This is a genomic window from Xenorhabdus sp. PB62.4 (genome assembly GCF_014467285.1).
Classification (GTDB): Bacteria; Pseudomonadota; Gammaproteobacteria; order Enterobacterales; family Enterobacteriaceae; genus Xenorhabdus.
The window spans coordinates 60,687-85,124 of sequence record NZ_NKHR01000015.1 but is presented as its reverse complement, the minus strand read 5'-3'; the positions used below and the strand labels follow the sequence as shown (position 1 = coordinate 85,124).

Genomic DNA, 24,438 nt, shown 5'->3' with positions numbered 1-24,438 from the left:
TTAGCATGGAAAACAAATGGCTAGATGATTTAGCAACTGAAGCCGGCATTACCAGCGAATATATTAATGCCTATGGAAAACCACAGGCGATCCCGGCTGAAACCCGGCATCGGATATTGGAAGCCATGAGTAAAAATACACCGGTCGATAGACCGGTTTCTTACTTACAGGATCCTTCTTCACCTCAGGTTAAAGTGATTATTCAAGGTCAGGATATAACTCTGCCGCTAAAAGAGCTAAACAGTTACCAATGGCAGATAACCACTGAACAAGGGGAAGTATTTCATGGTCGCTGTCAGCATCAACTCACTTTACCAAGCAACCTCCCTTTGGGATATCACACTCTGACGCTGATACCAAAAGTGGAACAAGAAGCCAGTCCTCAGCAACAAACTATGCAACTTATTGTTGCTCCTGAACGTTGTTACGAACCACAGGCGCTGATACATGGAGAAAAACTTTGGGGCGCTTGCGTTCAGCTTTATACCCTGCGCTCAGAAAATAACTGGGGAATCGGTGACTTTGGCGATTTGAAATACATGTTGCAAGAATTGGCATTGCGTGGAGGTGCTTTTGTCGGCCTGAATCCTCTTCATGCCATCTATCCTGCCATGCCTGAAAATGCCAGCCCTTACAGCCCATCCTCCCGTCACTGGCTCAATATCATCTATATTGCAGTGCATCAGGTAGAGGATTTTAAGGATAGTGCCAAAGCTCAAGCGTGGTGGCACTCACCAGAAACACAGCTCAAACTCCAGCAAGCCCGTCAGACAGAGTGGGTTGATTACACGACTGTCATGGCACTAAAAATGGCTGCCCTACGTCTCGCTTATCCACAATTTAAAAACCGAACCGGTAATGATCCCCAGAAAATTGCCTTCCAACAATTTGTAACCAAAGGTGGCAAAAATCTTTACTCTCAAGCAGCTTATGATGCACTTCACCATAAACTATATGGAGAAAATAATACTTACTGGGGCTGGCCGGTATGGCCGGAAAAATATCGTGAATTCGACAGTGAGGCAGTGAAAGAGTTTTGTCATTCACACCCTCAAGAAATCGAGTTTTTCCTTTGGTTACAATGGATAGCTGATATTCAACTTGCTGAGTGCTTTACAACCAGTCAATCCAATCACATGCCGATTGGCATTTACCGTGATCTCGCTGTGGGTGTAGCACAAGGAGGCTCTGAAACATGGTGTAACCGCAACATTTATTGTACTCAGGCATCGGTAGGAGCACCACCTGACATTCTGGGACCACTGGGGCAAAATTGGGGGCTTCCGCCAATGAATCCCCATGTATTAAAAGCTCAGTCCTATCAACCGTTCATTGAGTTACTACGTAGCAATATGCGCCATTGCGGTGCATTGCGTATCGATCATGTGATGTCTTTACTCAGACTCTGGTGGATCCCCCAGGGAGAAACTGCTGATAAAGGCGTCTATGTCCATTATCCGGTCGATGACCTTCTGGCGATACTGGCACTGGAAAGCCAGCGTCATCATTGTCTGGTGATTGGTGAAGATTTGGGTATTGTCCCGGAAGAGATTGTAGATAAGTTACGCGATCGGGGCGTTTATTCATATAAAGTGTTTTACTTTGAACGCAACGAGCAAGGTGAATACCGTTCTCCTGATGAATATCCTGTGCAAGCCATGGCAACCATTACCACTCATGATTTACCTACCTTACGTGGATTTTGGCAAAACGGAGATCTCTCTTTAGGAGAAAACATTGGTTTGTACCCTGATAAAGCACTTCTTGCTGAGTTATATACTGAACGTAAACGTTGCAAGCAGGCATTATTGGCAAGTTTAAATCAACACGGCTATTTATCAGAAACATTGCTTATAACGGATAACCCACCATCATCACAGCAAACTGCATTACAAGGGCAAGCCGAACACCCCATGTCTGCTTCTATCAATTACGCCGTACATCACTATATCGCTCATAGCAATTGCGCCTTATTAGGGTTACAACCTGAAGACTGGCTAGATATGGAAAACCCCGTCAATATTCCCGGTACAACTGAGGAATATCCCAACTGGCGACGCAAACTCACTGTCACATTGGAAACTATGTTTACGGATGTGCATATCAAGCAATTATTGCAAACAGTAAGGGAAGCCAGAAAACAAGCTTCATAACCGACTAAACCGGCAACGATCGTTATCCCATCGTTGCCGGTTTATTTCAGCCTTTCACGCCTCCCGATGTCAACCCACCGACCAACCAACGTTGAGCAACCAAGAAAACTACTGTAATAGGAATAGCTGAAAGTACAGCCGCAGCGGCAAAGTCTCCCCAAAGATAGTTTTGTGGGTGAAGATATTGCTGCATGCCCACTGCCAACGTGTAATTATCTACATCCCGTAATAGCAGGGATGCAACTGGCACTTCGGTAATCACACCAATAAAAGACAGGATAAACACAACAGCTAATATCGGTACAGAAAGTGGTAACAATATCAAACGGAAAACTTGCCACGTTGTCGCCCCATCCAGCATGGCAGACTCTTCAAGCGAACGATCTATCGTTTCAAAATAACCTTTGATCGTCCATACATGCAGAGCAATCCCTCCCATATAGGCAAAAATCACGCCACCGTGGGTATTGAGCCCAAGGAAAGGAATATATTCCCCTAGCCGATCAAACAAAGCATATAACGCGACTAATGAGAGCACCGCAGGGAACATCTGAAAAATCAGCATACTTTTCAGCAAAGTACTTTTGCCACGAAAACGCATGCGGGCAAACGCATAAGCACAGGTTGTTGACAGTGCAACAATTCCGATCGCAGTAATGGATGCAACTTTTACTGAATTCCAAAGCCACTGCATAACCGGAAATGGCGGAGGTATCACTCTTCCATCAGGAGATTCCACACTATAACCAAATGCCAGTTTCCAGTGTTCCCAAGAAATGGTGTCTGGGATCAGGCTACCAGTAGCAAAATTCCCCGGACGCAAAGAAATAGCAATCACCATCAACAGAGGAAATAAAATCAAGGCAATAAAAGCCAGCATAAACACATGCGTTGCCCATACCCGCCAACGTTGCGATTTGGGTTGTACCATCGCCATATTCTTGCTCTCCTCAATCAAATTTAATGCGGGTGGTTTTCAAATTGATGATGGCTAATGCCCCCACTAACAGGAAAATTAACGTCGCAATCGCTGCTGCCAGACCAAAATCCTGTCCGCCGCCACCTTCAAACGCAATGCGGTAGGTATAACTCACCAAAAGATCGGTATAACCCGCAGGAGTCGTTGTACCAATATGGTCAGGTCTGCCATTGGTTAACAATTGAATCAGGACAAAGTTATTAAAGTTAAAAGCAAAGCTGGCAATCATTAACGGTGTCAGCGGCTTAATCAACAACGGGAAGGTTATTCTGGTGAAGTTCTGCCATGTCCCTGCACCATCAATGGCTGATGCTTCATAAAGGTCATCAGGAATAGCCTTAAGCAGCCCCATGCAAAGAATCATCATATAGGGATAGCCCAACCAGGTATTTACGATAATCAACATCGTTCGGGCCAAGGTTGGATCTGTAAACCAATCTGGTTTAAGGCCAAACAGGCCGTTAAGCACTAGATTAATTTCACCGAAACTCTGGTTAAACAATCCCTTAAAAATCAAAATGGAGATAAAAGAAGGAACGGCATAAGGCAAAATAAGGAGTACACGATAAATCGCCCGTCCTTTAAGGGCTTCCCACTGCACAATACACGCGAGGATCATTCCTAATGCAACTGTTAATACTACCGTCAGCAGCGAGAAGATCACCGTCCAGACAAAAATAGACAAAAAAGGTTTTTGAATCCCTTCATCCTGTATCACCCGCAGGAAATTTTTCCAGCCAATAGAAACTGTAAACCCCGGGCTTAATGTTTCCTGTCCCCAACCACTTTCAGCATTAACGGATTGATAAAACCCTGTCTCCATATTCGGCCGGTATTGCACTCCGGTTTGTTTATTGGTCAATGTAACGCCATCTTCTTCAAGGGAATAAAGAGAATGTATAGCGGAAAACTGACGCAATGAACTCATCCGTAACTGACCACCATCAGGAAGAACCGCGACCAATCGGCCCAAGGCTTGGCGATGTTGGGTAATCGTGCGTAATGTTGCGGCATCACCTTCAAAACTTTTTTCTTGTTCACGTAGAGGCAAGGTAATGTCTTCCGTCTCAGAAAAAGAAAAAGGCATTGATACCAGTGGTTGAGTGCTGTCTGGAACGCTCAGCGCCAAAACCCACTGATCAGATGCAGGGTAGAGTTTGAAATTAAAGGATTGCCCCGCCTGATATTGACGACTCATCAAGACAGTCTGGGCACGTTCAAAAGTCAATTGGTTGGTACTGCTATAGTTTGTGAAAGCAATGGCAATCGTGCAAATAAGCGGAAACAGTATAAACAACCCTATTCCGGCAATTCCTGGGTAGGTATAGCGCCAAACATATGCTTTGCGATTGGCAAAAACATAAATACCGCTCCCCAGTAATATCAATGTCAACATAGCAAACAGGTATTCTCCCTGCGCATACATCAATACAACCAGATAACCGGTAAAAAGCAGGCACAAACCTACAGCAAACCATTTCAAGGCAGGATGCTGCCACCATACTGTTTTTTCTAATGTCGCTGACATCTTGCACTTCCTGTTACGATTACTCGAGATAAAGTTCCCGTAATTCAATTCCCGTAATTAAGGGTCTATCCAATGGGTACTCAGGCTCCTTTCAAATCAGGAGCCTGTTATTTGTTTATTTTGTCATTCTTGATTCAGCATCATTAAGCGCGGCATCGATTGTCTGACGACCATTAATACTGTTAAGAATTGCGCTACGCATGGCGTACCAGAAGCTACTCATTTGAGAGATATTAGGCATAATTTCGCCTTTCTGAGCATTTTCCATCGTGGCAGCAATACGTGGATCTTTCGCAAGGATCTCCTGATAAGATTTCAAAGCCACGGCTCCCAACGGCTTATCTTTATCTATCATTGTTAAGCCTTCGTTCGTAAGCAAATAGTTCTCCAAAAACTCCTTCGCCAATTCTTTATTGGGGCTGGCCGCATTAATCCCTGCCGTTAAAATACCCACAAATGGTTTAGACGGTTTTCCTTTGAACGTCGGCAATAACGTAACGCCATAGTTAATCTTGTTTTTATCTATATTTGACCATGCCCACGGGCCGTTGATTGTCATTGCTGTTTTGCCTTTATTAAAGTTGGCTTCAGCAATCGAATAATCAATGTCAGCACTGAGATGTTTGTTTTTGACTAAATCGACCAAAAACTGCATTCCTGCTTTAGAGCCTGCGTTATTCACTCCGCTATCTTTAACGTTATAAGTACCGTTTTCTGCCTTGAAAGCGTAACCACCATCTGCGGCAATCAGTGGCCAGGTGAAATAAGGTTCCTGCAAATTGAACATAATTGCGCTTTTATTTTGCTTTTTCAGTTCATTATCCAATGCAGGAATTTCTTCCCATGTTTTAGGCGGAGATTTGATTAAATCTTTATTGTAGATAAGAGAAAGCGCTTCAACTGCGACAGGATATCCCATCAGTTTTCCATCATAACGAACAGCATCCCAAGTAAAAGGGAATAGCTTATTGATGAAAGCGCTGTCAGGGGTAATTTCAGCGACTAAACCTGATTGGGCATAACCGCCGAAACGATCATGTGCCCAAAAAATGATATCCGGCCCGCCTCCTGTAGCCGCTATTTGGGTATATTTCTCTTCCAGCTTGTCAGGGTGCTCAACAACGACAGGAATTCCCGTTTCCTTTGCAAATTTTTCACCGACCTGAGCCAGTCCATTGTAGCCTTTATCACCATTGATCCAAATCACCAGCTTGCCTTCCTCAAACTTTGCAAAAGCAGGGGCAGACAATACCCATGTCGTTAAAACAGACAGCATAAGGGTGCGGGTACCCATTTTAAAATTTTTTTTGATCATCATTCCGCCCTTTTATCATTTGTCAGTTCAGATGAGTTTCTTCATTACTCATTTCTTTGCTACATGGCTAAAAAATGGTTCTCAGTGTGCAATTAATAGAAAAAAGACTCATCCTCCCCTGCTCTACGCCTCAATCAGAATGAGTGTGAGCTTGGTTACAAAAATAATTAAAATCATAACGTTAACACCAATAAGGCATTATTTTTTGCGATTTGAATCACATCTTATCTGACAATTGGCTTCTTCATCCCCTAACCGCATTAATCTCATCATCCTGATTCCTCCCCCATAAAAAACTCGGGAATGGAGGATTCTTACACCTGTTATTTTGTACACAATCTTGCCAATCCGAGGGAGGGAACAAATGTCTAGCGTCACATTCCGCAATGTATCTAAATCATATGGTGAAACAGTCATCTCCAGAGATCTCAATCTTGATATTCAGGAAGGAGAGTTTGTCGTATTTGTCGGCCCATCAGGGTGTGGAAAATCGACGTTACTGAGGATGATCGCGGGCTTGGAAGACATCACATCCGGTGATTTGCTGATGGCGGGAAAACGGATGAATGATGTTCCACCAGCGAAGCGCAGTGTCGGCATGGTTTTTCAATCTTATGCGCTATATCCCCATCTCTCTGTTGCTGACAACATGTCATTCGGCATGAAGCTGGCTGGAGTCAAAAAAAGTGATATTCAAAAACGGGTGCAACAAGTTGCAGAAACCCTCCAGCTTGCTCATTTGCTCGATCGTCGCCCTAAGGCCCTATCCGGTGGGCAACGCCAACGGGTCGCTATTGGGAGAACACTTGTCGCAGAGCCAAATATTTTTCTGCTGGATGAGCCTCTTTCTAATCTGGATGCGGCCTTACGTGTACAGATGAGAATTGAGATTTCACGTCTGCACAAGCGCCTGCAACGCACGATGATTTATGTAACCCATGATCAGACTGAAGCTATGACTCTGGCGGATAAAATTGTTGTGCTGGATGGTGGAAACATTGCTCAGGTCGGCAAACCTCTTGAAATTTATCACTATCCTGCCAATCGCTTTGTTGCAGGCTTTATTGGTTCACCGAAAATGAATTTCCTACCTGTCAAAGTCTCAGCTATTGCCGTCGATCAGGTACAAATTATCCTGCCTAATGGTCAACTCGTTTGGTTGCCCGTTGAAAGTAAAGGGCTCACTGTTGGTAGTAATGTCTCTTTGGGAATTCGCCCCGAACACCTTTTGCCTAATGATGTTGCTGATGTTACGTTAGAGGGGACAGTACAGATAGTGGAACAACTGGGCAACGAAACCCAAATTCACATCCGCATACCTGCCATTCACCAAAACTTAGTTTACCGCCAGCCTGATATTGTTCTCGTGCAAGAAGGAGCGGACTTCACTATCGGGTTAGCTCCCCACCGTTGCCATCTTTTCCGCGAAGATGGAACTGCATGCCAACGTTTACATAAAGAACCCGGAATCTAGATCCGCGGTTATCAAAAATAACAGGAGAATCATTATGCGTATATTGCCTCTCTCATTGGCCATGCTCACTGGTTTGTTATCCATGCAGGCTGCTGCGGTAGATTTCCACGGTTATGCCCGTTCAGGAATTGGCTGGACAGGTAGCGGTGGCGATCAAAAATGCGCCCCAGTCACAGGCGCTCAGAGTAAGTACCGTCTCGGCAATGAATGTGAAACCTATGCGGAACTTAAGCTAGGTCAGGAATTATGGAAAGAAGGTGACAAGAGTTTCTACTTTGATACCAACTTAGCTTACTCCGTATCTCAAGAAAAAGACTGGGAGGCAACCAATCCTGCTTTCCGTGAAGCAAACGTAAAGGCAACCAATATCATTGACTGGTTGCCCGGTTCAACATTGTGGGCAGGTAAACGTTTCTACCAACGCCATGATGTTCATATGATCGACTTCTATTACTGGGATATTTCTGGCCCCGGCGCAGGGTTGGAGAATATTGATCTTGGTTTCGGTAACCTTTCCTTCGCTGTAACCCGCAATACAGAATCTGGTGGCTCACATGGCTGGGTTGCCGGTGAAAAGAAAAAAATCTCAACCTCAAATGATGTTTTCGATATAAGACTCGCTAAATTACCCGTCAATGATGGCGGCACATTGGAGCTTGGCATTAATTATGGACGCGCTAATGCACGCAAGGGATATAAGCTTGATCACAAGGCATCCAAAGACGGTGTAATGCTGACGGCTGAACATACCCAAAGTGTGCTCGGTGGTTTCAACAAATTTGTCTTACAGTATGCAACTGACGCTCTGACTTCCAGCAGGAATGGGCGTGCTGAAGGCGCTAATGTCAACAATGACGGGCATATGCTGCGCGTTCTGAATCATGGTGCTATCAGTATTGCAAAAAACTGGGATCTGATGTACGTCGCCATGTATCAAGATATTGATCTCGACAATAACAATGGCGATACATGGTACACGGTAGGTGTCCGCCCGATGTACAAATGGACACCAGTAATGAGTACCTTGATGGAAGTTGGCTATGACAATGTAAAATCCCAACGAACCAGCAAGAGCAATAATCAGTATAAAATTACACTGGCCCAACAGTGGCAAGCCGGTGATAGTATCTGGTCACGCCCTGCCATTCGTTTATTCGCTACCTACACCAAATGGGATGAGAAATGGGGTTATAGAGACGGCGTAGCTTATCGTGATACACCAGCGCACCGATTCAGCCGTGGTAACAGCGATGAATTTACGTTTGGTGCTCAGTTTGAGGCTTGGTGGTGATGAAAACAAAATTACTCGTACTTTGTCTCAGTACGTTATTCTACAGCATGATTCCTGTTGGGAGTTATGCTGCATCAAATACTGTAATCACTAATAAAGCAAGTTCAGGAATAGAAACATCCAACGCTATTGCACCAAGTTTGTCTCTGTCAGCCTTACACAAGTTACAATGGCAACCTATTAATACTCATGACACACAAACCGTTATTCTCAGTGGTACGTCACAACAACTTAATAATGAGGATATCCGCGGGGCGATAGCGGCATTTGCTTTGCCTGCTAATCAAGGCTCATTGGAGATCACGTTAAACAGTCTGATAAAGGACAATCAGGTATACTCACCAAATGTTCTGGTACTTGATGAACAACTGAATCCTGCTGCTTTTTATCCAAGCCACTATTTTCACTATCAACAACCGGGCATTATGTCCGTTGACAGGCTTCAAGGTGTATTAAAACTGACGCCTGCATTGGGACAACAGCGAATTTATTTACTGATTTATACAACTCTTGCTGATTTGAAGTCCTCTACACAAATGGTCGATCCTGCTAAAGCCTATGCACAAGGAGTAGGTAACGCAGTGCCGGATATTCCGGATCCGATCGCTCGCCATACGGAAACAGGAACTTTAACGTTAAAAGTGAAGTCAGAACGTGATGCCGGCAATATTCTGATTGGTCAGGTATTTTCTACACCAGCACCAAAACCCGTTACTGTAGGCTCTACACAAGAAATATCCACATCACCGGTAAGAACAACCCCTGTGACTGTGCCGCAATCTACTGCACCCGTAGCTAAACCTGTACTGAGCGATACAGAACAGTATTTCAATGATGCCATCAAGAGAGCTATTAATCATGGCGATATTGATAAGGCGTTGAAACTGTTGGATGAAGCGGAACGCCTGGGTTCGCCAACCGCACGAGAAACTTTTATTAAGTTGATAAAAAATAAAGGATAAATTTAACTCATGAAAGGGTTATAGTGATATCTAGTTCTCAAACTCAATAAGCTATAACCCTGCCATTATTTCTTAACAGGCTTTTGTTATCACTCGTTACTGTATGATATTTAATTAAAATTCTCTTTAACTCCTTTTCTTATCAAGAAAATTTTTTATTTTTCCGCGAAACTTATAGACAAAACCAATAACCAGCCCTAATAATAAGATAATAAACATAATCTTGGGTATTATTACTGAAAATAACAAACAGAATAAAACACCTATAGACAGCAACGAAATAACAATATCCTTCATTGCAATATTAAATAACCATGCAATAAACTTAATAGTATATTTTATGGTTTTATAAAATATTTCCAGTATTGTTGCTAATACATCTGCCAATATATCCATCAGCATCTTTCCTTGTAAAAAAACATTTATATTAGGTTAAAAGGTCACAATAAACCCAAATAAATCATAACATTGTGAAATAGCTCTTAGCTTTTTATCGAATAAATATTTTACATCTTACATACGATTATCAATCGGTTGCAAAGGCATTGATTTCGGATTATTAGCAATCATTTTTGCCATTTTTTCAATCGGATCTGTCCTTAGTATATATAAACGTTTCAGGGAAAATGGGTTATCACCTAGCTTTACTTTGCCTTGTATCGTGGTAACCGCCAAATGAAACCCGGCTTGTTCAGCCGCTTTCATCGCTGTCGGGTTATATCCACCAAAAGGATACGAGAGATAAAGTACATGGGGGTTAAACTGTGACAAGGCTCGTCTGGAACGTTCGAAATCATACAAAATAGTACGATATGACCGGCTGAATAATATGGGTTGCTTATTTTTCCCCAAGCGATGCAAAAAGTGAGTATGGGATTGAAAATCAAACACATCCTGCATGGTATATAATTCAGAGAGGCTGGTAAATTGCAGACTATTAGGGTTCCATTTCTGCGGGTAACGTTTAATGCGAGATGAAATAATAAAAAATGTCGCTTTCTGTTTGTTTTCTTTCAAAATTGGGTAAGCATAACGATACACAGACTTCAAGCCATCATCAAAAGTCAAACCAACCACTTTTGCTGGCAAATTAATTGTGCCATTTATATAACCTTCCAATTCATATAATGAAATTGTGGTGTAACCTGCTTGTTTCAAATAAGCCATCTGCTTACGAAAGGCTGTCAGAGATGTCGTTGTTGATGTATGGAGAAAACGTTTATTCTCTTTATCCTGCAAAATATGATGATAGGTTAATAAGGGAATGCCATTATCCAATTCTGCATCCTGATCACTAATGTAACCTAATCGATCACCCAGATTAATTTCATACCAAGTATGATGTGAAGGATCATGTAACTTACTTACAATCGGGTAACGAAGGTTCGCCATCAAAACACCAACTGGTTCGCGATCAATTTCAGGTGTGCTATAGATTTTGGCTTCTTTAAAAACCACTAAATTTTGGGTAACTTTTTTATGGAGAATATTGAAGGGATCTGTGGGAAACGCCGATTTTTTTATTTTCTTTAAATGTGCTTTGGCAATATAGCCGGTGCCATTACCAAAATGAAACGCATAATAATCTTTATCTTCCCCTTCTTCTTCAAACACCTTCAGGCTTTGCCTTTTCTTTAATACGCCAGCCTTGATAACGTGTTCACCAACCCAAGCATAAATATCACTGTCTCTGGTCGACTCCATATAGTGATAGTCAGGCGAGTCATGGTGCTGCGCGAAAGCAGGATAGGAAAAACTTAATAAAAGTGGCAAGAAAACCATTGCACTAACATGAACGATTCGTCTCATTTTAATTTTCCATCCAATAAAAAATGCCCTCTACCAAGAGAGGGCATTTCACGATTAGCTATACCTATGTAAGCTACGCATCACGATATTAGTCGTTATTGCTGCTGCTACCGAAACCTGCATTCAACAATTCAGCAAGGTTTGCAGTGGCTTCGTCAACGCTAACTTGTGGTGCTTCAACCACTTCGTTTTCTTGACGACGGCGGATACGATCCTGATGGTAAGCATAACCTGTACCAGCAGGGATCAGACGACCAACGATAACGTTCTCTTTCAGGCCACGCAGTTCATCACGTTTACCTGCAACGGCTGCTTCAGTCAGTACGCGCGTTGTTTCCTGGAACGACGCCGCAGAGATGAAGGATTCTGTTGCCAGTGATGCCTTGGTGATACCCAACAGATCACGGTGGAAAGTCGCTGGTACTTTACCATCCAATTCCAGCTTACGGTTCGCGACCTTAACGCGCGCGTATTCAACCTGTTCGCCTTCGAGGAATTCAGAACTACCTGAGTTCGCGATGGTAACTTTACGCAACATCTGACGAACGATAACTTCGATGTGTTTATCGTTAATCTTAACGCCTTGCAGACGGTAAACTTCCTGTACTTCGTTAGTGATGTAACGAGCAACCGCGTGAACACCACGCAGGCGCAGAATGTCATGTGGAGATTCTGGACCATCGGAGATCACGTCACCGCGTTCAACAACCTCACCTTCGAATACGTTGAGCTGACGCCATTTAGGGATCATCTCTTCGTAAGCATCGCCACCGTCCAGTGGGCTGATAACCAGACGACGTTTACCTTTAGTTTCTTTACCGAAGGAAACGATACCACTGATTTCTGCCAGAATAGCAGGTTCTTTCGGACGACGAGCTTCGAACAGGTCCGCAACGCGTGGCAGACCACCGGTGATATCTTTCGTACCGCCGGATTCTTGAGGAATACGCGCTAACGTATCACCCGCAGAGATGGACATGCCATCTTCCAGCTGAACAATCGCTTTACCCGGCAGGAAGTACTGAGCAGGCATATCTGTACCTGAGATCAGAACATCGTTACCCTGAGCATCAACGATTTTCAGTGCCGGACGAAGGTCTTTACCGCTACCAGTACGCTCTGCACTATCCAGAACCACCAGTGAAGACAGGCCGGTCAATTCGTCCGTCTGACGGGTAATGGTCTGGCCATCAACCATGTCGTAGAACTGAATGATACCGGATACTTCACTCACAACTGGCATGGTATGTGGATCCCAGTTCGCAACGGTTTCGCCGCCGATTACTGTCTCACCATCACCTTTAGCCAATACCGAGCCGTAAGGAACTTTATAGCTTTCTTTAGTACGGCCGAAATCGTCGATCAGGCGCAATTCGGTATTACGGGAAGTAATAACCAGTTTGCCCGCTGAGTTAGTCACGAATTTAGCGTTGGTCAGTTTTAAGTGACCTTTGTTACGTACCTGAATGCTGGATTCTGCTGCCGCACGAGATGCCGCACCACCGATGTGGAACGTACGCATCGTCAACTGTGTACCCGGCTCACCGATTGACTGTGCCGCGATAACACCAACTGCTTCACCTTTGTTGATGCGATGACCACGAGCAAGGTCGCGACCGTAACAGTTCGCACAAACACCAAAGTCAGTTTCACAGCTTACTACGGAACGTACTTTCACGCTGTCAACGGAGTTTTCTTCTAACAGATCACACCATTTTTCATTCAGCAGTGTATTACGTGCAACCAGAATGTCCGCTGTGCCCGGCTTCAGAACGTCTTCAGCCGTCACACGACCCAATACGCGCTCACGCAGTGGTTCTTTAACATCGCCACCTTCGATAACCGGAGTCATCAGGATACCGTTGTGAGTACCACAGTCGTCTTCAGTCACAACCAAGTCTTGGGCAACGTCAACCAGACGACGAGTCAGGTAACCGGAGTTCGCGGTCTTCAATGCGGTATCCGCAAGACCTTTACGAGCACCGTGGGTTGAGATGAAGTACTGGAGTACGTTCAGACCTTCACGGAAGTTCGCGGTAATCGGGGTTTCGATGATGGAGCCATCTGGTGTTGCCATCAAGCCACGCATACCCGCCAACTGACGGATCTGAGCAGCAGAACCACGCGCACCAGAGTCGGCCATCATAAAGATGTTGTTGAAAGAAACTTGCTGTTCTTCTTCACCGTTACGGTTAATAACAGTTTCAGTAGACAAGTTTTCCATCATCGCCTTGGCAACACGTTCGTTCGCCGCGGCCCAAATATCGATAACCTTGTTATAGCGTTCGCCAGCGGTTACCAGACCTGATTGGAACTGTTCCTGAATTTCAGCCACTTCCGCTTCCGCTTCCGCGATGATGCCTTCTTTCTTCTCAGGAATAACCATGTCGTCGATACCGACGGATACCCCTGAACGAGCAGCGTAAGCAAAGCCGGTATACATGGTCTGGTCAGCCAAGATAACCGTTGGTTTCAGGCCCAGTACGCGGTAACAGGTATTCAGCATTCTGGAGATTGCTTTTTTACCCAGCGCCTGGTTAATCAGTGAGTATGGCAGACCTCTCGGTACGATCATCCACAGGATGGCACGACCGATAGTTGTATCAACCAACCCTGTATTAACGGTGATATTACCTTCGCCATCTTTCACTTCTTCAGTGATACGAACTTTGACGCGAGCGTGCAAAGAAGCCAGACCTGCGCGGTAAACACGCTCTGCTTCTTTAGGGCCGCTCAGAACCATGCCTTCGCCTTTCGCGTTAACACAGTCACGAGTCATGTAGTACAGACCCAATACAACGTCCTGAGATGGAACGATGATTGGTTCACCGCTTGCCGGAGACAGGATGTTGTTGGTAGACATCATCAGCGCACGCGCTTCCAACTGGGCTTCCAGTGTCAACGGTACGTGAACAGCCATCTGGTCACCATCGAAGTCGGCGTTATAAGCCGCACACACGAGTGGGTGCAACTGGATCGCTTTACCTTCGATCAGAACAGGTTCAAATGCCTGAATACCCAAACGGTGAAGGGTCGGTGCACGGTTCAGCAGAACAGGGTGCTCACGAATCACTTCATCCAGGATATCCCATACGACGGCTTCTTCACGCTCAACCATTTTCTTGGCGGCTTTGATAGTCGTCGCCAGACCACGCAATTCCAGTTTGCCGTAGATGAATGGCTTGAACAGCTCCAGTGCCATCTTCTTAGGAAGACCACACTGATGCAAACGCAGGTATGGACCTACGGTAATTACAGAACGGCCTGAGTAGTCAACACGTTTACCCAGCAGGTTCTGACGGAAACGACCCTGTTTACCCTTGATCATGTCTGCCAGGGATTTCAGAGGACGCTTATTAGAACCCGTAATCGCACGACCGCGACGACCGTTGTCCAGCAAGGCATCAACCGCTTCCTGCAACATACGTTTTTCGTTACGTACGATGATGTCTGGCGCAGCCAGATCCAGCAGGCGTTTCAGACGGTTGTTACGGTTAATAACGCGACGATACAAATCGTTCAGGTCTGAAGTTGCGAAACGGCCGCCATCCAGTGGAACCAGTGGACGCAAATCCGGTGGCAGAACTGGCAGAACGGTCAGAACCATCCACTCTGGTTTGTTGCCAGACTGAATGAACGCTTCCAGCAGTTTAATACGCTTGGTCAGCTTCTTGCGTTTTGTTTCAGAGTTGGTTTCATTCAGCTCTTCGCGCAAGGTTTCACATTCGTTTTCCAGATCGATGTTTTTCAGCAAAGCCTGGATGGCTTCTGCACCCATTTTTGCGTCAAATTCATCACCGAACTCTTCCAAGGCATCCAGGTACTGCTCTTCAGTCAGAATCTGGCTGCGCTCAAGGCTGGTCATACCGCCTTCAACAACCACATAGGATTCGAAGTACAGTACGCGTTCAATATCGCGCAAAGGCATATCCAGCAACAAACCGATGCGGGATGGCAGAGATTTCAGGAACCAGATGTGGGCAGTTGGAGATGCCAGTTCAATGTGACCCATACGATCACGACGAACCTTAGTCTGGGTGACTTCAACGCCACATTTCTCACAAATCACACCACGGTGTTTCAAACGCTTGTACTTACCACACAAGCATTCATAGTCTTTTACCGGCCCGAAAATACGTGCACAGAAAAGACCGTCACGTTCAGGCTTGAACGTACGGTAGTTAATAGTTTCTGGCTTTTTTACTTCCCCGAATGACCACGAACGGATCATATCTGGAGAGGCCAGAGCAATTTTGATCGCATCAAACTCTTCGGTCTTGGTTTGCGCTTTCAGAAACTTCAATAAGTCTTTCACGAAATAGCTCCTGTCGGAGTTAGACCTGTTAGGTGAGTGGCCCATGCCACTCCCCCCTATGACCAGTGTAACCACTGGCTGGTAAACCGCCCGGTATTTTTATGCTTCAACATTTTTATGCTTCAACATACGACCGGGCAGTACCAGCGGGAAAACAATTTATTCGTCTTCCAGCTCGATGTTGATACCCAACGAACGGATTTCTTTCAGCAATACGTTGAAAGATTCCGGCATGCCTGGTTCCATCTGGTGGTTACCGTCCACGATGTTTTTATACATCTTGGTACGACCGTTAACATCGTCGGATTTAACGGTGAGCATTTCTTGCAGGGTGTACGCAGCACCGTATGCTTCCAATGCCCACACTTCCATCTCCCCGAAGCGCTGACCACCGAACTGTGCCTTACCACCCAGCGGCTGCTGAGTAACCAGACTGTAAGAACCGGTAGAACGGGCGTGCATCTTGTCATCAACCAAGTGGTTCAATTTCAGCATGTACATGTAACCAACGGTTACTTGACGCTCGAATTGTTCACCAGTACGGCCGTCGAACAGTGTGATCTGACCGGAAGTCGGCAAGCCACCCAATTTCAGCAGCTCTTTGATTTCGGTTTCTTTAGCACCGTCAAAGACTGGTGTTGCGATTGGCATACCTTTTCTCAGGTTTTCTGCCAGACGCATCACTTCTTCGTCAGAGAAGGTATTCAAGTCAACTTTCTGACGAGTATCATCACCCAGATCATAAGCTTTCTGGATAAACTCACGCAGTTTGGCAACTTCTTGCTGTTGTTTCAGCATTGCATTGATCTTGTCACCAATGCCTTTCGCCGCCATACCCAAGTGAGTTTCCAGAATCTGACCGATGTTCATACGTGATGGTACGCCCAGCGGGTTCAGTACGATGTCAACAGGAGTGCCGTTTTCATCGTAAGGCATGTCTTCGATCGGGTTGATCTTAGAGATAACACCCTTGTTACCGTGACGACCTGCCATCTTGTCACCAGGCTGGATTTGACGTTTCACTGCCAAATACACTTTGACAATTTTCAGCACGCCCGGTGCCAGATCGTCACCTTGTGTGATCTTACGACGTTTAGCATCCAGTTTTTTCTCGAACTCTGCTTTCAGTTCGTCATACTGTTCTGCCAACTGCTCCAACTGATTTTGTTTTTCTTCATCAGCCAGACCCAGTTCTAACCAACGTTCACGAGGCAGTTTGCTGAGTTTTTCTGCTTCAATACCACCTGCAACCAGTACAGAATGGATACGAGCGAACAAGCCAGCTTCGAAAATTTGCAGTTCTTCTGTCAGGTCTTTCTTCGCCTCACGCAACTGCATCTCTTCGATTTCTAACGCACGCTTGTCTTTTTCTACGCCATCACGGGTAAAGACCTGTACGTCGATAACAGTACCGGAAACGCCGTTTGGTACGCGCAGAGAAGAGTCTTTAACATCAGACGCTTTCTCACCGAAGATCGCACGCAGCAGTTTTTCTTCTGGAGTTAGCTGAGTTTCGCCTTTTGGCGTCACTTTACCAACCAGAATATCGCCGCCTTTCACTTCTGCACCGATATAAACGATACCGGATTCGTCCAGCTTAGACAGCGCAGCTTCACCCACGTTAGGGATGTCAGCCGTAATCTCTTCAGGCCCCAGTTTGGTGTCACGGGACACACAAGCCAGTTCTTGAATGTGAATCGTTGTGAAACGGTCTTCCTGAACAACACGTTCAGATACGAGGATGGAGTCCTCGAAGTTATAACCATTCCATGGCATGAACGCCACGCGCATGTTCTGACCCAGCGCCAATTCACCCAAGTCGGTGGATGGACCATCAGCCAGTACGTCACCACGCTCTACCAATTCGCCCAGAGAAACACATGGCATCTGATTGATACAGGTGTTCTGGTTAGAACGGGTATATTTGGTCAGGTTATAGATATCAATGCCCGCTTCACCCGCGTACATTTCATCTTCGTTAACCTTGATAACGATACGAGATGCGTCAACGTACTGAACCATACCACCGCGTTTAGCAACAGAAGTTACACCGGAGTCAACCGCTACCGCGCGCTCCATACCTGTTCCGACCAGCGGCTTGTCAGCACGCAGTGTTGGAACCGCCTGACGTTGCATGTTCGCACCCATCAATGCACGGTTGGCGTCATCGTGTTCAAGGAATGGGATCAGGGAAGCACCGACGGACACGATCTGTTGTGTCGAAACGTCCATGTACTGAACCTGATCACGGTTGAACAAGCTGGATTCATCGTAATGACGGCAAGTTACCAATTCTTCAACGAAGTGGCCTTCTTCATCCAATACGGTGTTAGCCTGTGCAATAACGTAGTTACCTTCTTCGATCGCAGACAGGTAGTGGATTTCATCAGTCACTACACCATCACGAACCAAGCGGTAAGGGGTTTCAAGGAAACCATACTCATTGGTACGCGCATAAACGGACAATGAGTTAATCAAACCGATGTTTGGACCTTCAGGCGTTTCGATTGGACATACACGACCGTAGTGAGTCGGATGTACGTCTCGAACTTCAAAGCCTGCACGTTCACGAGTCAAACCACCTGGACCCAACGCAGAAATACGGCGTTTGTGGGTAATTTCAGACAGTGGGTTGTTCTGGTCCATGAACTGGGATAGCTGGCTGGAACCAAAGAACTCTTTCACCGCCGCAGAAATTGGCTTGGCGTTGATCATGTCCTGTGGCATCAGAGTGTCCAGATCGCCCAGAGACAGACGTTCTTTCACGGCGCGCTCTACACGAACCAAACCTACGCGGAACTGGTTTTCAGCCATTTCACCGACAGAGCGGATACGACGGTTGCCCAAGTGGTCGATATCATCGACTTCACCTTTACCGTTACGGATATCAATGAGCTTCTTCATCACATCAATGATGTCTTCTTTGCTCAGGATACCGGAACCTTCAATCTCATCGCGATCCAAAGAACGGTTGAACTTCATACGACCAACCGCAGACAGATCATAACGATCTTCAGAGAAGAACAGGTTCTCAAACAGGTTTTCTGCGGCTTCGCGTGTTGGTGGTTCACCCGGACGCATCATGCGATAGATTTCAACCAGTGCGCTCAGGCGATCGTTGGTTGGGTCAATACGCAGAGTTTCGGAAATGTATGCACCGTGATCCAGATCGTTGGTAAACAGGGTCTCAATAGATTTGTGACCAGACTGACTCAGACGCGCCAGTAAATCCAAAGAGAGTTCCATGTTAGCCGCACAGATGATTTCACCTGTGTTCTGGTCGATGTAATCTTTTGCTACAACTTTACCCGCGATATATTCGACAGGCACCTCAATGCGGTCTACCTGATCTTTTTCTAACTGGCGGATATGACGAGCAGTAATACGACGGCCTTTTTCAACATAGATCTTGCCGTTCGCTTCAATATCAAATGAAGCCGTCTCGCCACGCAGACGTTCTGGAACCAGCGTCATCTGCAATTTGTTATCGCGAATTTCGAAAACGGTTTTGTTGAAGAACAGATTCAGGATGTCTTCAGTAGAATAATCCATCGCGCGCAGAATAATCGAAGCCGGCAGTTTACGGCGGCGGTCGATACGCACAAACAGGTTATCTTTTGGATCAAATTCGAAGTCCAGCCATGAACCACGGTAAGGGATGATACGTGCGTTATACAGTACCTTACCGGATGAATGGGTTTTACCCTTATCGCTGTCAAAGAAAACGCCTGGGCTACGATGCAACTGAGATACGATAACGCGCTCAGTACCGTTGATAACGAAAGTACCGTTATCAGTCATGAGTGGAATTTCACCCATGTAGACTTCTTGTTCTTTGATGTCTTTGACTGTGCCTTCTGGCGCTTCGCGCTCATAGATCACCAGACGCAGTTTAACGCGCAGCGGTGCGGAGAAAGTCACACCACGGATCTGACATTCTTTAACATCAAAAACAGGTTCGCCAAGACGGTAGCTTACATATTGCAGCTCAGAATTGCCGCTGTAACTCTGAATTGGGAACACAGAACGGAAGGCCGCTTCCAGTCCATTCTGGCCTTCAGGATCTTGCTCGATAAACTTCTGGAACGAGTCAAGTTGGATAGAAAGAAGGTATGGAACATCCAAAACTTGTGGACGTTTACCAAAATCCTTACGAATACGTTTTTTCTCGGTATAGGAGTAAACCATAGGGTTCCTCAGCTCGCTGATAAGTGACCCACTCTGTCCGCCCTTAAGGACAGCACTCTGCAACACTATTTTTTTCGAACAGAAAATAGAATATTTTCCGTAATACTCATTACTATCACTCTCAAATCATTTCATTGCGTTACCTTACTACCGAGCTACCCGAGTGGATCGTAGCTGAGAACGCAGTATATTAAGTCGTCAATAGGAAGAAGTATTTTGGGTTAATTAGCAGCCAAACAGTGTGAAATGCTACTAACCCCCTACAGCGCAAAAAGGCTGGCGATTAAAAAACCGCCAGCCGCCAGCCTTAAAAAATCAGGCTGCGAACTTCAAACTGATCTTACTTGATCTCAACAGAAGCACCTGCTTCTTCCAGAGATTTTTTCAGAGCTTCAGCGTCGTCTTTGCTGATGCCTTCTTTCAGTGCTGCTGGTGCGCTTTCAACCAGGTCTTTAGCTTCTTTCAGACCCAGGCCAGTTGCGCCACGTACTGCTTTGATTACAGCAACTTTGTTAGCGCCAGCGCCAGTCAGGATTACGTCGAATTCAGTTTTTTCTTCAACTGCTTCAGCAGCACCACCAACTACAGCAACAGCTGCAGCAGCAGAAACGCCGAATTTCTCTTCCATCATGCTGATCAGTTCAACAACGTCCATTACAGACATTTCTGCAACTGCGTCCAGAATTTGTTCTTTAGTGATAGACATAACAATGTGTTCCTAAAATTCAGAAAAAGTTTATACGTTAAAAAGCAACGAAGGAAATCGACAATTAAGCGGCTTCTTTCTGATCGCGTAGTGCAGCCAATGTACGAACCAGTTTGCCTGCAGCGGCTTCTTTCATGGTTGACATCAGGCGTGCGATTGCTTCTTCGTAAGTTGGGAGTGTTGCCAGGCGATCGATATTGCTTCCTGGGATAAACTCACCTTCAAAGGCTGCTGCTTTAATCTCGAATGCTGGGTTCGCTTTCGCGAAATCTTTGAACAGACGAGCAGCGGCGCCCGGATGTTCGTTAGAAAAAGCAATCAAGGTTGGACCAACAAACGCTTCTTTCAGGCACTCGTAATCAGTACCTTCAACAGCACGACGCATCAGGGTGTTACGAACAACACGCATGTAAACGCCAGCTTCGCGACCTGCTTTACGCAGTTCAGTCATTTTATCTACGGTAACGCCGCGAGAATCCGCAACAACCGCAGACAGCGCGCCTTTGGCTACTTCGCTGACTTCAGCAACAATCGCTTGTTTGTCTTGAAGATTTAGTGCCATTAGCTTCTTGCTCCTGGATTAACCGGGAAAACCCGGAACTCACTTCACTCAAGGCACAGGATGTGCCTGAGCGCTAAAACACGGTGAGCAGAATCCAGAAAATAAATTTCATTTGGCTCTGTCACCGTCTACGCAGGATATTAAGTAAGTAATTTCTACGTACTTACGCCTGCGGTCTTGGACGGGGCTTGGATTAGGGCCAAGCTCCAACCGAAAACTTGTTATTTGCCGATATTGCCTTATTTTTCAAAAGCTGTGTGTCATTACACACTCTATCAGGCAAATTTTAAGCGTCAGATTTTAGACAAATCTGACGCTAAGGTAAAGCGTTATTCTCAGCTTAAATAATTAAACTGAAGCGTTCAGAGCAGACTGGTCGATCGCAACACCTGCACCCATGGTAGTGGACAGGCTAACTTTCTTGATGTAAACGCCTTTAGCAGAAGATGGCTTGGCTTTTTTCAGCGCAACCAGCAGAGCTTCCAGGTTTTCTCTCAGTTTGTCAGCTTCAAAGTCAACTTTACCGATGGTAGTGTGGATGATACCGTTCTTGTCGTTACGGTAACGAACCTGACCTGCTTTAGCGTTTTGTACAGCTTCAGCAACGTTAGGAGTTACAGTACCCACTTTCGGGTTTGGCATCAGACCACGTGGGCCCAGGATTTGGCCCAGTTGGCCAACAACGCGCATTGCATCTGGAGATGCGATAACTACGTCGAAGTCCATCTCGCCTTTCTTAATCATCTCAGCCAGATCTTCCATACCTACCAGTTCAGCGCCAGCAGCTTTAGCCGCTTCAGCGTTTGCGCCCTGGGTAAATACAGCAACGCGTACTGAACGGCCAGTACCGTGTGGCAGTACAGTTGCGCCACGAACGTTCTGGTCAGATTTACGCGCATCGATGCCAAGATTAACAGCTACGTCAACGCTTTCTACAAACTTAGCAGTAGCCAGTTCTTTCAGCAGAGCAACAGCTTCGTTGATTTCGTATTGTTTAGTTGCATCAACTTTTTCACGGATAGTGCGCATGCGCTTGGTCAGTTTAGCCATTGATTAACCCTCCACTACCAGGCCCATGGAACGAGCAGTACCTTCGATTGAACGCATCATCGCGTCAACGTCAGCACCAGTCATGTCCGCAGCTTTAGTTTCAGCAATTTCACGAATTTGAGCGCTGGTTACTTTACCAACTTTGTCTTTGTTCGGTTTGCCGGAACCAGATTTGATGCCTGCTGCTTTCTTCAGCAGAACAGCCGCTGGTGGGGTTTTGGTAACGAAAGTGAAAGAACGGTCTGCGTAAACAGTAATAACAACTGGAATTGGCAGGCCTTTTTCAATGCTTTCAGTTTTAGCATTGAACGCTTTACAGAATTCCATGATGTTAACACCCTGTTGACCCAGAGCTGGACCAACTGGTGGGCTTGGGTTAGCCATACCAGCTGCAACTTGCAGCTTAACGTAGGCTTGTACTTTCTTAGCCATCTATATTTCCTCTATGTGGGTCTTATCGCCTCAAAATGAGGCTCCCCTGACGATTTAGGCCCCGTCAAAAGACCAGGCCACTTAAAACATTACCTTGTTTATCCAGAAAGCATCATCTAAAAATAATGCCCGGATAAAAACAAAAGGCGCGAAATTGTATGCTAATTTCACACCCTTTGCAAGCGAGCCCGCTTATTTAAGCATCAAATCAGACTTTCTCTACCTGACTGAAATCCAGCTCGACTGGTGTAGCACGACCGAAGATAGAAACCGAAACTTTCAAGCGGCTCTTCTCGTAATCGACTTCTTCTACTACACCATTGAAGTCTGCAAACGGGCCATCGCTGACACGAACCATTTCGCCGGGTTCGAACAACGTTTTTGGCCGTGGCTTATCACCAACTTGCTGAAGACGATTCATAATTGCATCAACTTCTTTATCGCTAATTGGTGCCGGACGGTCAGACGTGCCGCCGATAAAACCCATTACGCGAGGTACACTACGAACCAAATGCCAAGTTGCATCGTTCATTACCATCTGTACCAAGACATAGCCAGGGAAGAACTTACGTTCGCTTTTACGGCGTTGGCCACTACGGATCTCAACAACTTCTTCTGTCGGCACCATAACTTCGCCGAAAGAATCTTCCATATCCTGTAATTTGATATGCTCACGCAGAGATTGAGCGACACGACCTTCAAACCCAGAAAATGCCTGTATGACATACCAACGCTTTTTTGGGGATTCAGACATTTTTTAAAACCTCAGGCCTGTAATAAATGAAACTAAACGCACCAGAATACCATCCAATCCCCACAAAATCAGGGACATGACAGCCGTCACAGCCGCAACAATCAGCGTTGTATGCAGCGCTTCCTGGCGAGTTGGCCAAATGACTTTCCGCATTTCAATGCGGGCTTCACGGGCAAATGCTAATGCAGCTTTACCTTTTACAGTCCACAATGCAGCTGCTCCTGCAAGGGCAACAATAGCAACAACGGCTATCGCGCGCAGAGGCAGGTTATACTCTCGGTAATAATAATTACCCACAATAGCAACCACCAGCAGCACTGCTACCAATAGCCATTTTGCTATATCAAGACCACGCCCGCTTTCTTGAGCATCGCTATTCGCACTCATAAACCAACCTGTAACTCTATGTAAGTAACTATGATGAAAATAGATAGCCAGCTTGCCTCGCAAGAGCAAAACAAATCAGACCGAACCCAAAGATAATTGTAATTGTATCTGACTCGGCGCCATAATTCAGTAGGACTTTCGTATCATTATGATCTTTAAGCCCATCCGTTGTATCAGAGCCTATCTCACCAATAATTAAGAATAGCAATCAAATGACGATTTATCTTGCCATTAGACAATTATTAATGAACAACTATTGATGAGATAGGTTCTTCTTAAGACAAATGTTTTAAAACTCCCGCTAAAACTTAGTCCTAAGACAACGTATAAAAAGGGCATCTGTCGATGCCCTTCCAAATGAACACATTAAATGAATTATGCGATCACTTTAGCAACAACACCAGCACCTACAGTACGGCCGCCTTCACGGATTGCGAAACGCAGACCTTCGTCCATTGCGATTGGCGCAATCAGGTTAACTACCATGTTGATGTTGTCACCTGGCATTACCATCTCTACGCCTTCTGGCAGTT

At 45.5% G+C, this 24,438-nt stretch carries 17 protein-coding genes and 1 pseudogene; 4 read left to right on the top strand and 14 right to left on the bottom strand.

Going from position 1 to position 24,438, the window contains the following annotated elements; translation table 11 throughout:
* The first annotated feature begins 5 nt into the window (after window positions 1-5).
* Entirely contained in the window at window positions 6-2,153 is a 2,148-nt protein-coding gene (gene malQ / locus Xenpb_RS13075; RefSeq protein ID WP_187654718.1) for a 4-alpha-glucanotransferase, read from the top strand.
* A 46-nt stretch (window positions 2,154-2,199) separates the two neighbouring features.
* On the opposite strand, the gene malG is transcribed toward malQ, so the two are convergent.
* The 3 genes from malG to malE all read right to left on the bottom strand — a co-directional run bounded on the left by malG (window position 2,200) and on the right by malE (window position 5,975).
* Entirely contained in the window at window positions 2,200-3,090 is an 891-nt protein-coding gene (gene malG / locus Xenpb_RS13070; RefSeq protein WP_187654717.1) for a maltose ABC transporter permease MalG, read from the bottom strand.
* Between the two features lie 13 nt (window positions 3,091-3,103).
* Window positions 3,104-4,660, bottom strand: a complete 1,557-nt coding sequence (gene malF, locus Xenpb_RS13065; RefSeq protein ID WP_187654716.1) for a maltose ABC transporter permease MalF — start codon at window positions 4,658-4,660, stop codon at window positions 3,104-3,106.
* Window positions 4,661-4,775: 115 nt separating this feature from the next.
* On the bottom strand, window positions 4,776-5,975 hold the full coding sequence (gene malE / locus Xenpb_RS13060; protein ID WP_187654747.1) for a maltose/maltodextrin ABC transporter substrate-binding protein MalE: 1,200 nt from the start codon (window positions 5,973-5,975) through the stop codon (window positions 4,776-4,778).
* A 364-nt stretch (window positions 5,976-6,339) separates the two neighbouring features.
* Between malE and malK the strand changes: the two genes are divergently transcribed.
* The 3 genes from malK to malM are packed head-to-tail and all read left to right on the top strand — an operon-like array spanning window position 6,340 to window position 9,702.
* Window positions 6,340-7,449 carry a maltose/maltodextrin ABC transporter ATP-binding protein MalK gene (gene malK, locus Xenpb_RS13055; protein WP_187654715.1) on the top strand — a complete coding sequence of 370 codons (1,110 nt, stop codon included), beginning with the start codon at window positions 6,340-6,342 and terminating at the stop codon, window positions 7,447-7,449.
* A 34-nt stretch (window positions 7,450-7,483) separates the two neighbouring features.
* Window positions 7,484-8,740, top strand: a complete 1,257-nt coding sequence (locus Xenpb_RS13050) for a maltoporin (protein WP_187654714.1) — start codon at window positions 7,484-7,486, stop codon at window positions 8,738-8,740.
* Window positions 8,740-9,702 carry a maltose operon protein MalM gene (gene malM, locus Xenpb_RS13045; RefSeq protein ID WP_187654713.1) on the top strand — a complete coding sequence of 321 codons (963 nt, stop codon included), beginning with the start codon at window positions 8,740-8,742 and terminating at the stop codon, window positions 9,700-9,702. The genes Xenpb_RS13050 and malM overlap by 1 nt, the downstream gene beginning before the upstream one ends.
* 126 nt (window positions 9,703-9,828) lie before the next feature.
* Here the strand turns inward: malM and Xenpb_RS13040 are convergent, their stop codons facing one another.
* The 11 genes and pseudogenes from Xenpb_RS13040 to tuf all read right to left on the bottom strand — a co-directional run.
* The gene (locus Xenpb_RS13040; RefSeq protein ID WP_187654712.1) at window positions 9,829-10,098 is read right to left on the bottom strand and encodes a hypothetical protein; all 270 of its coding nucleotides are present in this window, start codon (window positions 10,096-10,098) and stop codon (window positions 9,829-9,831) included.
* A gap of 117 nt (window positions 10,099-10,215) precedes the next feature.
* Entirely contained in the window at window positions 10,216-11,406 is a 1,191-nt protein-coding gene (locus Xenpb_RS13035; protein WP_255523140.1) for a polysaccharide deacetylase family protein, read from the bottom strand.
* Window positions 11,407-11,599: 193 nt separating this feature from the next.
* Window positions 11,600-15,826, bottom strand: coding sequence for a DNA-directed RNA polymerase subunit beta' (gene rpoC, locus Xenpb_RS13030; RefSeq protein ID WP_187654710.1), 4,227 nt, complete (start codon window positions 15,824-15,826; stop codon window positions 11,600-11,602).
* A gap of 159 nt (window positions 15,827-15,985) precedes the next feature.
* Window positions 15,986-20,014: a DNA-directed RNA polymerase subunit beta gene (gene rpoB, locus Xenpb_RS13025; RefSeq protein WP_187654709.1), complete on the bottom strand. Its 4,029-nt coding sequence runs from the start codon at window positions 20,012-20,014 to the stop codon at window positions 15,986-15,988.
* Window positions 20,015-20,354: 340 nt separating this feature from the next.
* Window positions 20,355-20,720 carry a 50S ribosomal protein L7/L12 gene (rplL, locus tag Xenpb_RS13020; RefSeq protein ID WP_045972989.1) on the bottom strand — a complete coding sequence of 122 codons (366 nt, stop codon included), beginning with the start codon at window positions 20,718-20,720 and terminating at the stop codon, window positions 20,355-20,357.
* Between the two features lie 64 nt (window positions 20,721-20,784).
* A complete protein-coding gene (gene rplJ / locus Xenpb_RS13015) occupies window positions 20,785-21,282 on the bottom strand; it encodes a 50S ribosomal protein L10 (protein ID WP_187654708.1) in 498 nt (165 codons plus the stop codon).
* A gap of 348 nt (window positions 21,283-21,630) precedes the next feature.
* Window positions 21,631-22,332, bottom strand: a complete 702-nt coding sequence (rplA, locus tag Xenpb_RS13010; RefSeq protein ID WP_187654707.1) for a 50S ribosomal protein L1 — start codon at window positions 22,330-22,332, stop codon at window positions 21,631-21,633.
* A 3-nt stretch (window positions 22,333-22,335) separates the two neighbouring features.
* Window positions 22,336-22,764, bottom strand: a complete 429-nt coding sequence (rplK, locus tag Xenpb_RS13005; RefSeq protein ID WP_047684958.1) for a 50S ribosomal protein L11 — start codon at window positions 22,762-22,764, stop codon at window positions 22,336-22,338.
* 208 nt (window positions 22,765-22,972) lie between these two features.
* Entirely contained in the window at window positions 22,973-23,518 is a 546-nt protein-coding gene (nusG, locus tag Xenpb_RS13000) for a transcription termination/antitermination protein NusG (protein ID WP_099114156.1), read from the bottom strand.
* 3 nt (window positions 23,519-23,521) lie between these two features.
* On the bottom strand, window positions 23,522-23,905 hold the full coding sequence (gene secE / locus Xenpb_RS12995; RefSeq protein ID WP_099114155.1) for a preprotein translocase subunit SecE: 384 nt from the start codon (window positions 23,903-23,905) through the stop codon (window positions 23,522-23,524).
* A gap of 375 nt (window positions 23,906-24,280) precedes the next feature.
* Window positions 24,281-24,438 (bottom strand): annotated as a pseudogene (gene tuf / locus Xenpb_RS12990) (elongation factor Tu); the annotation flags it as partial.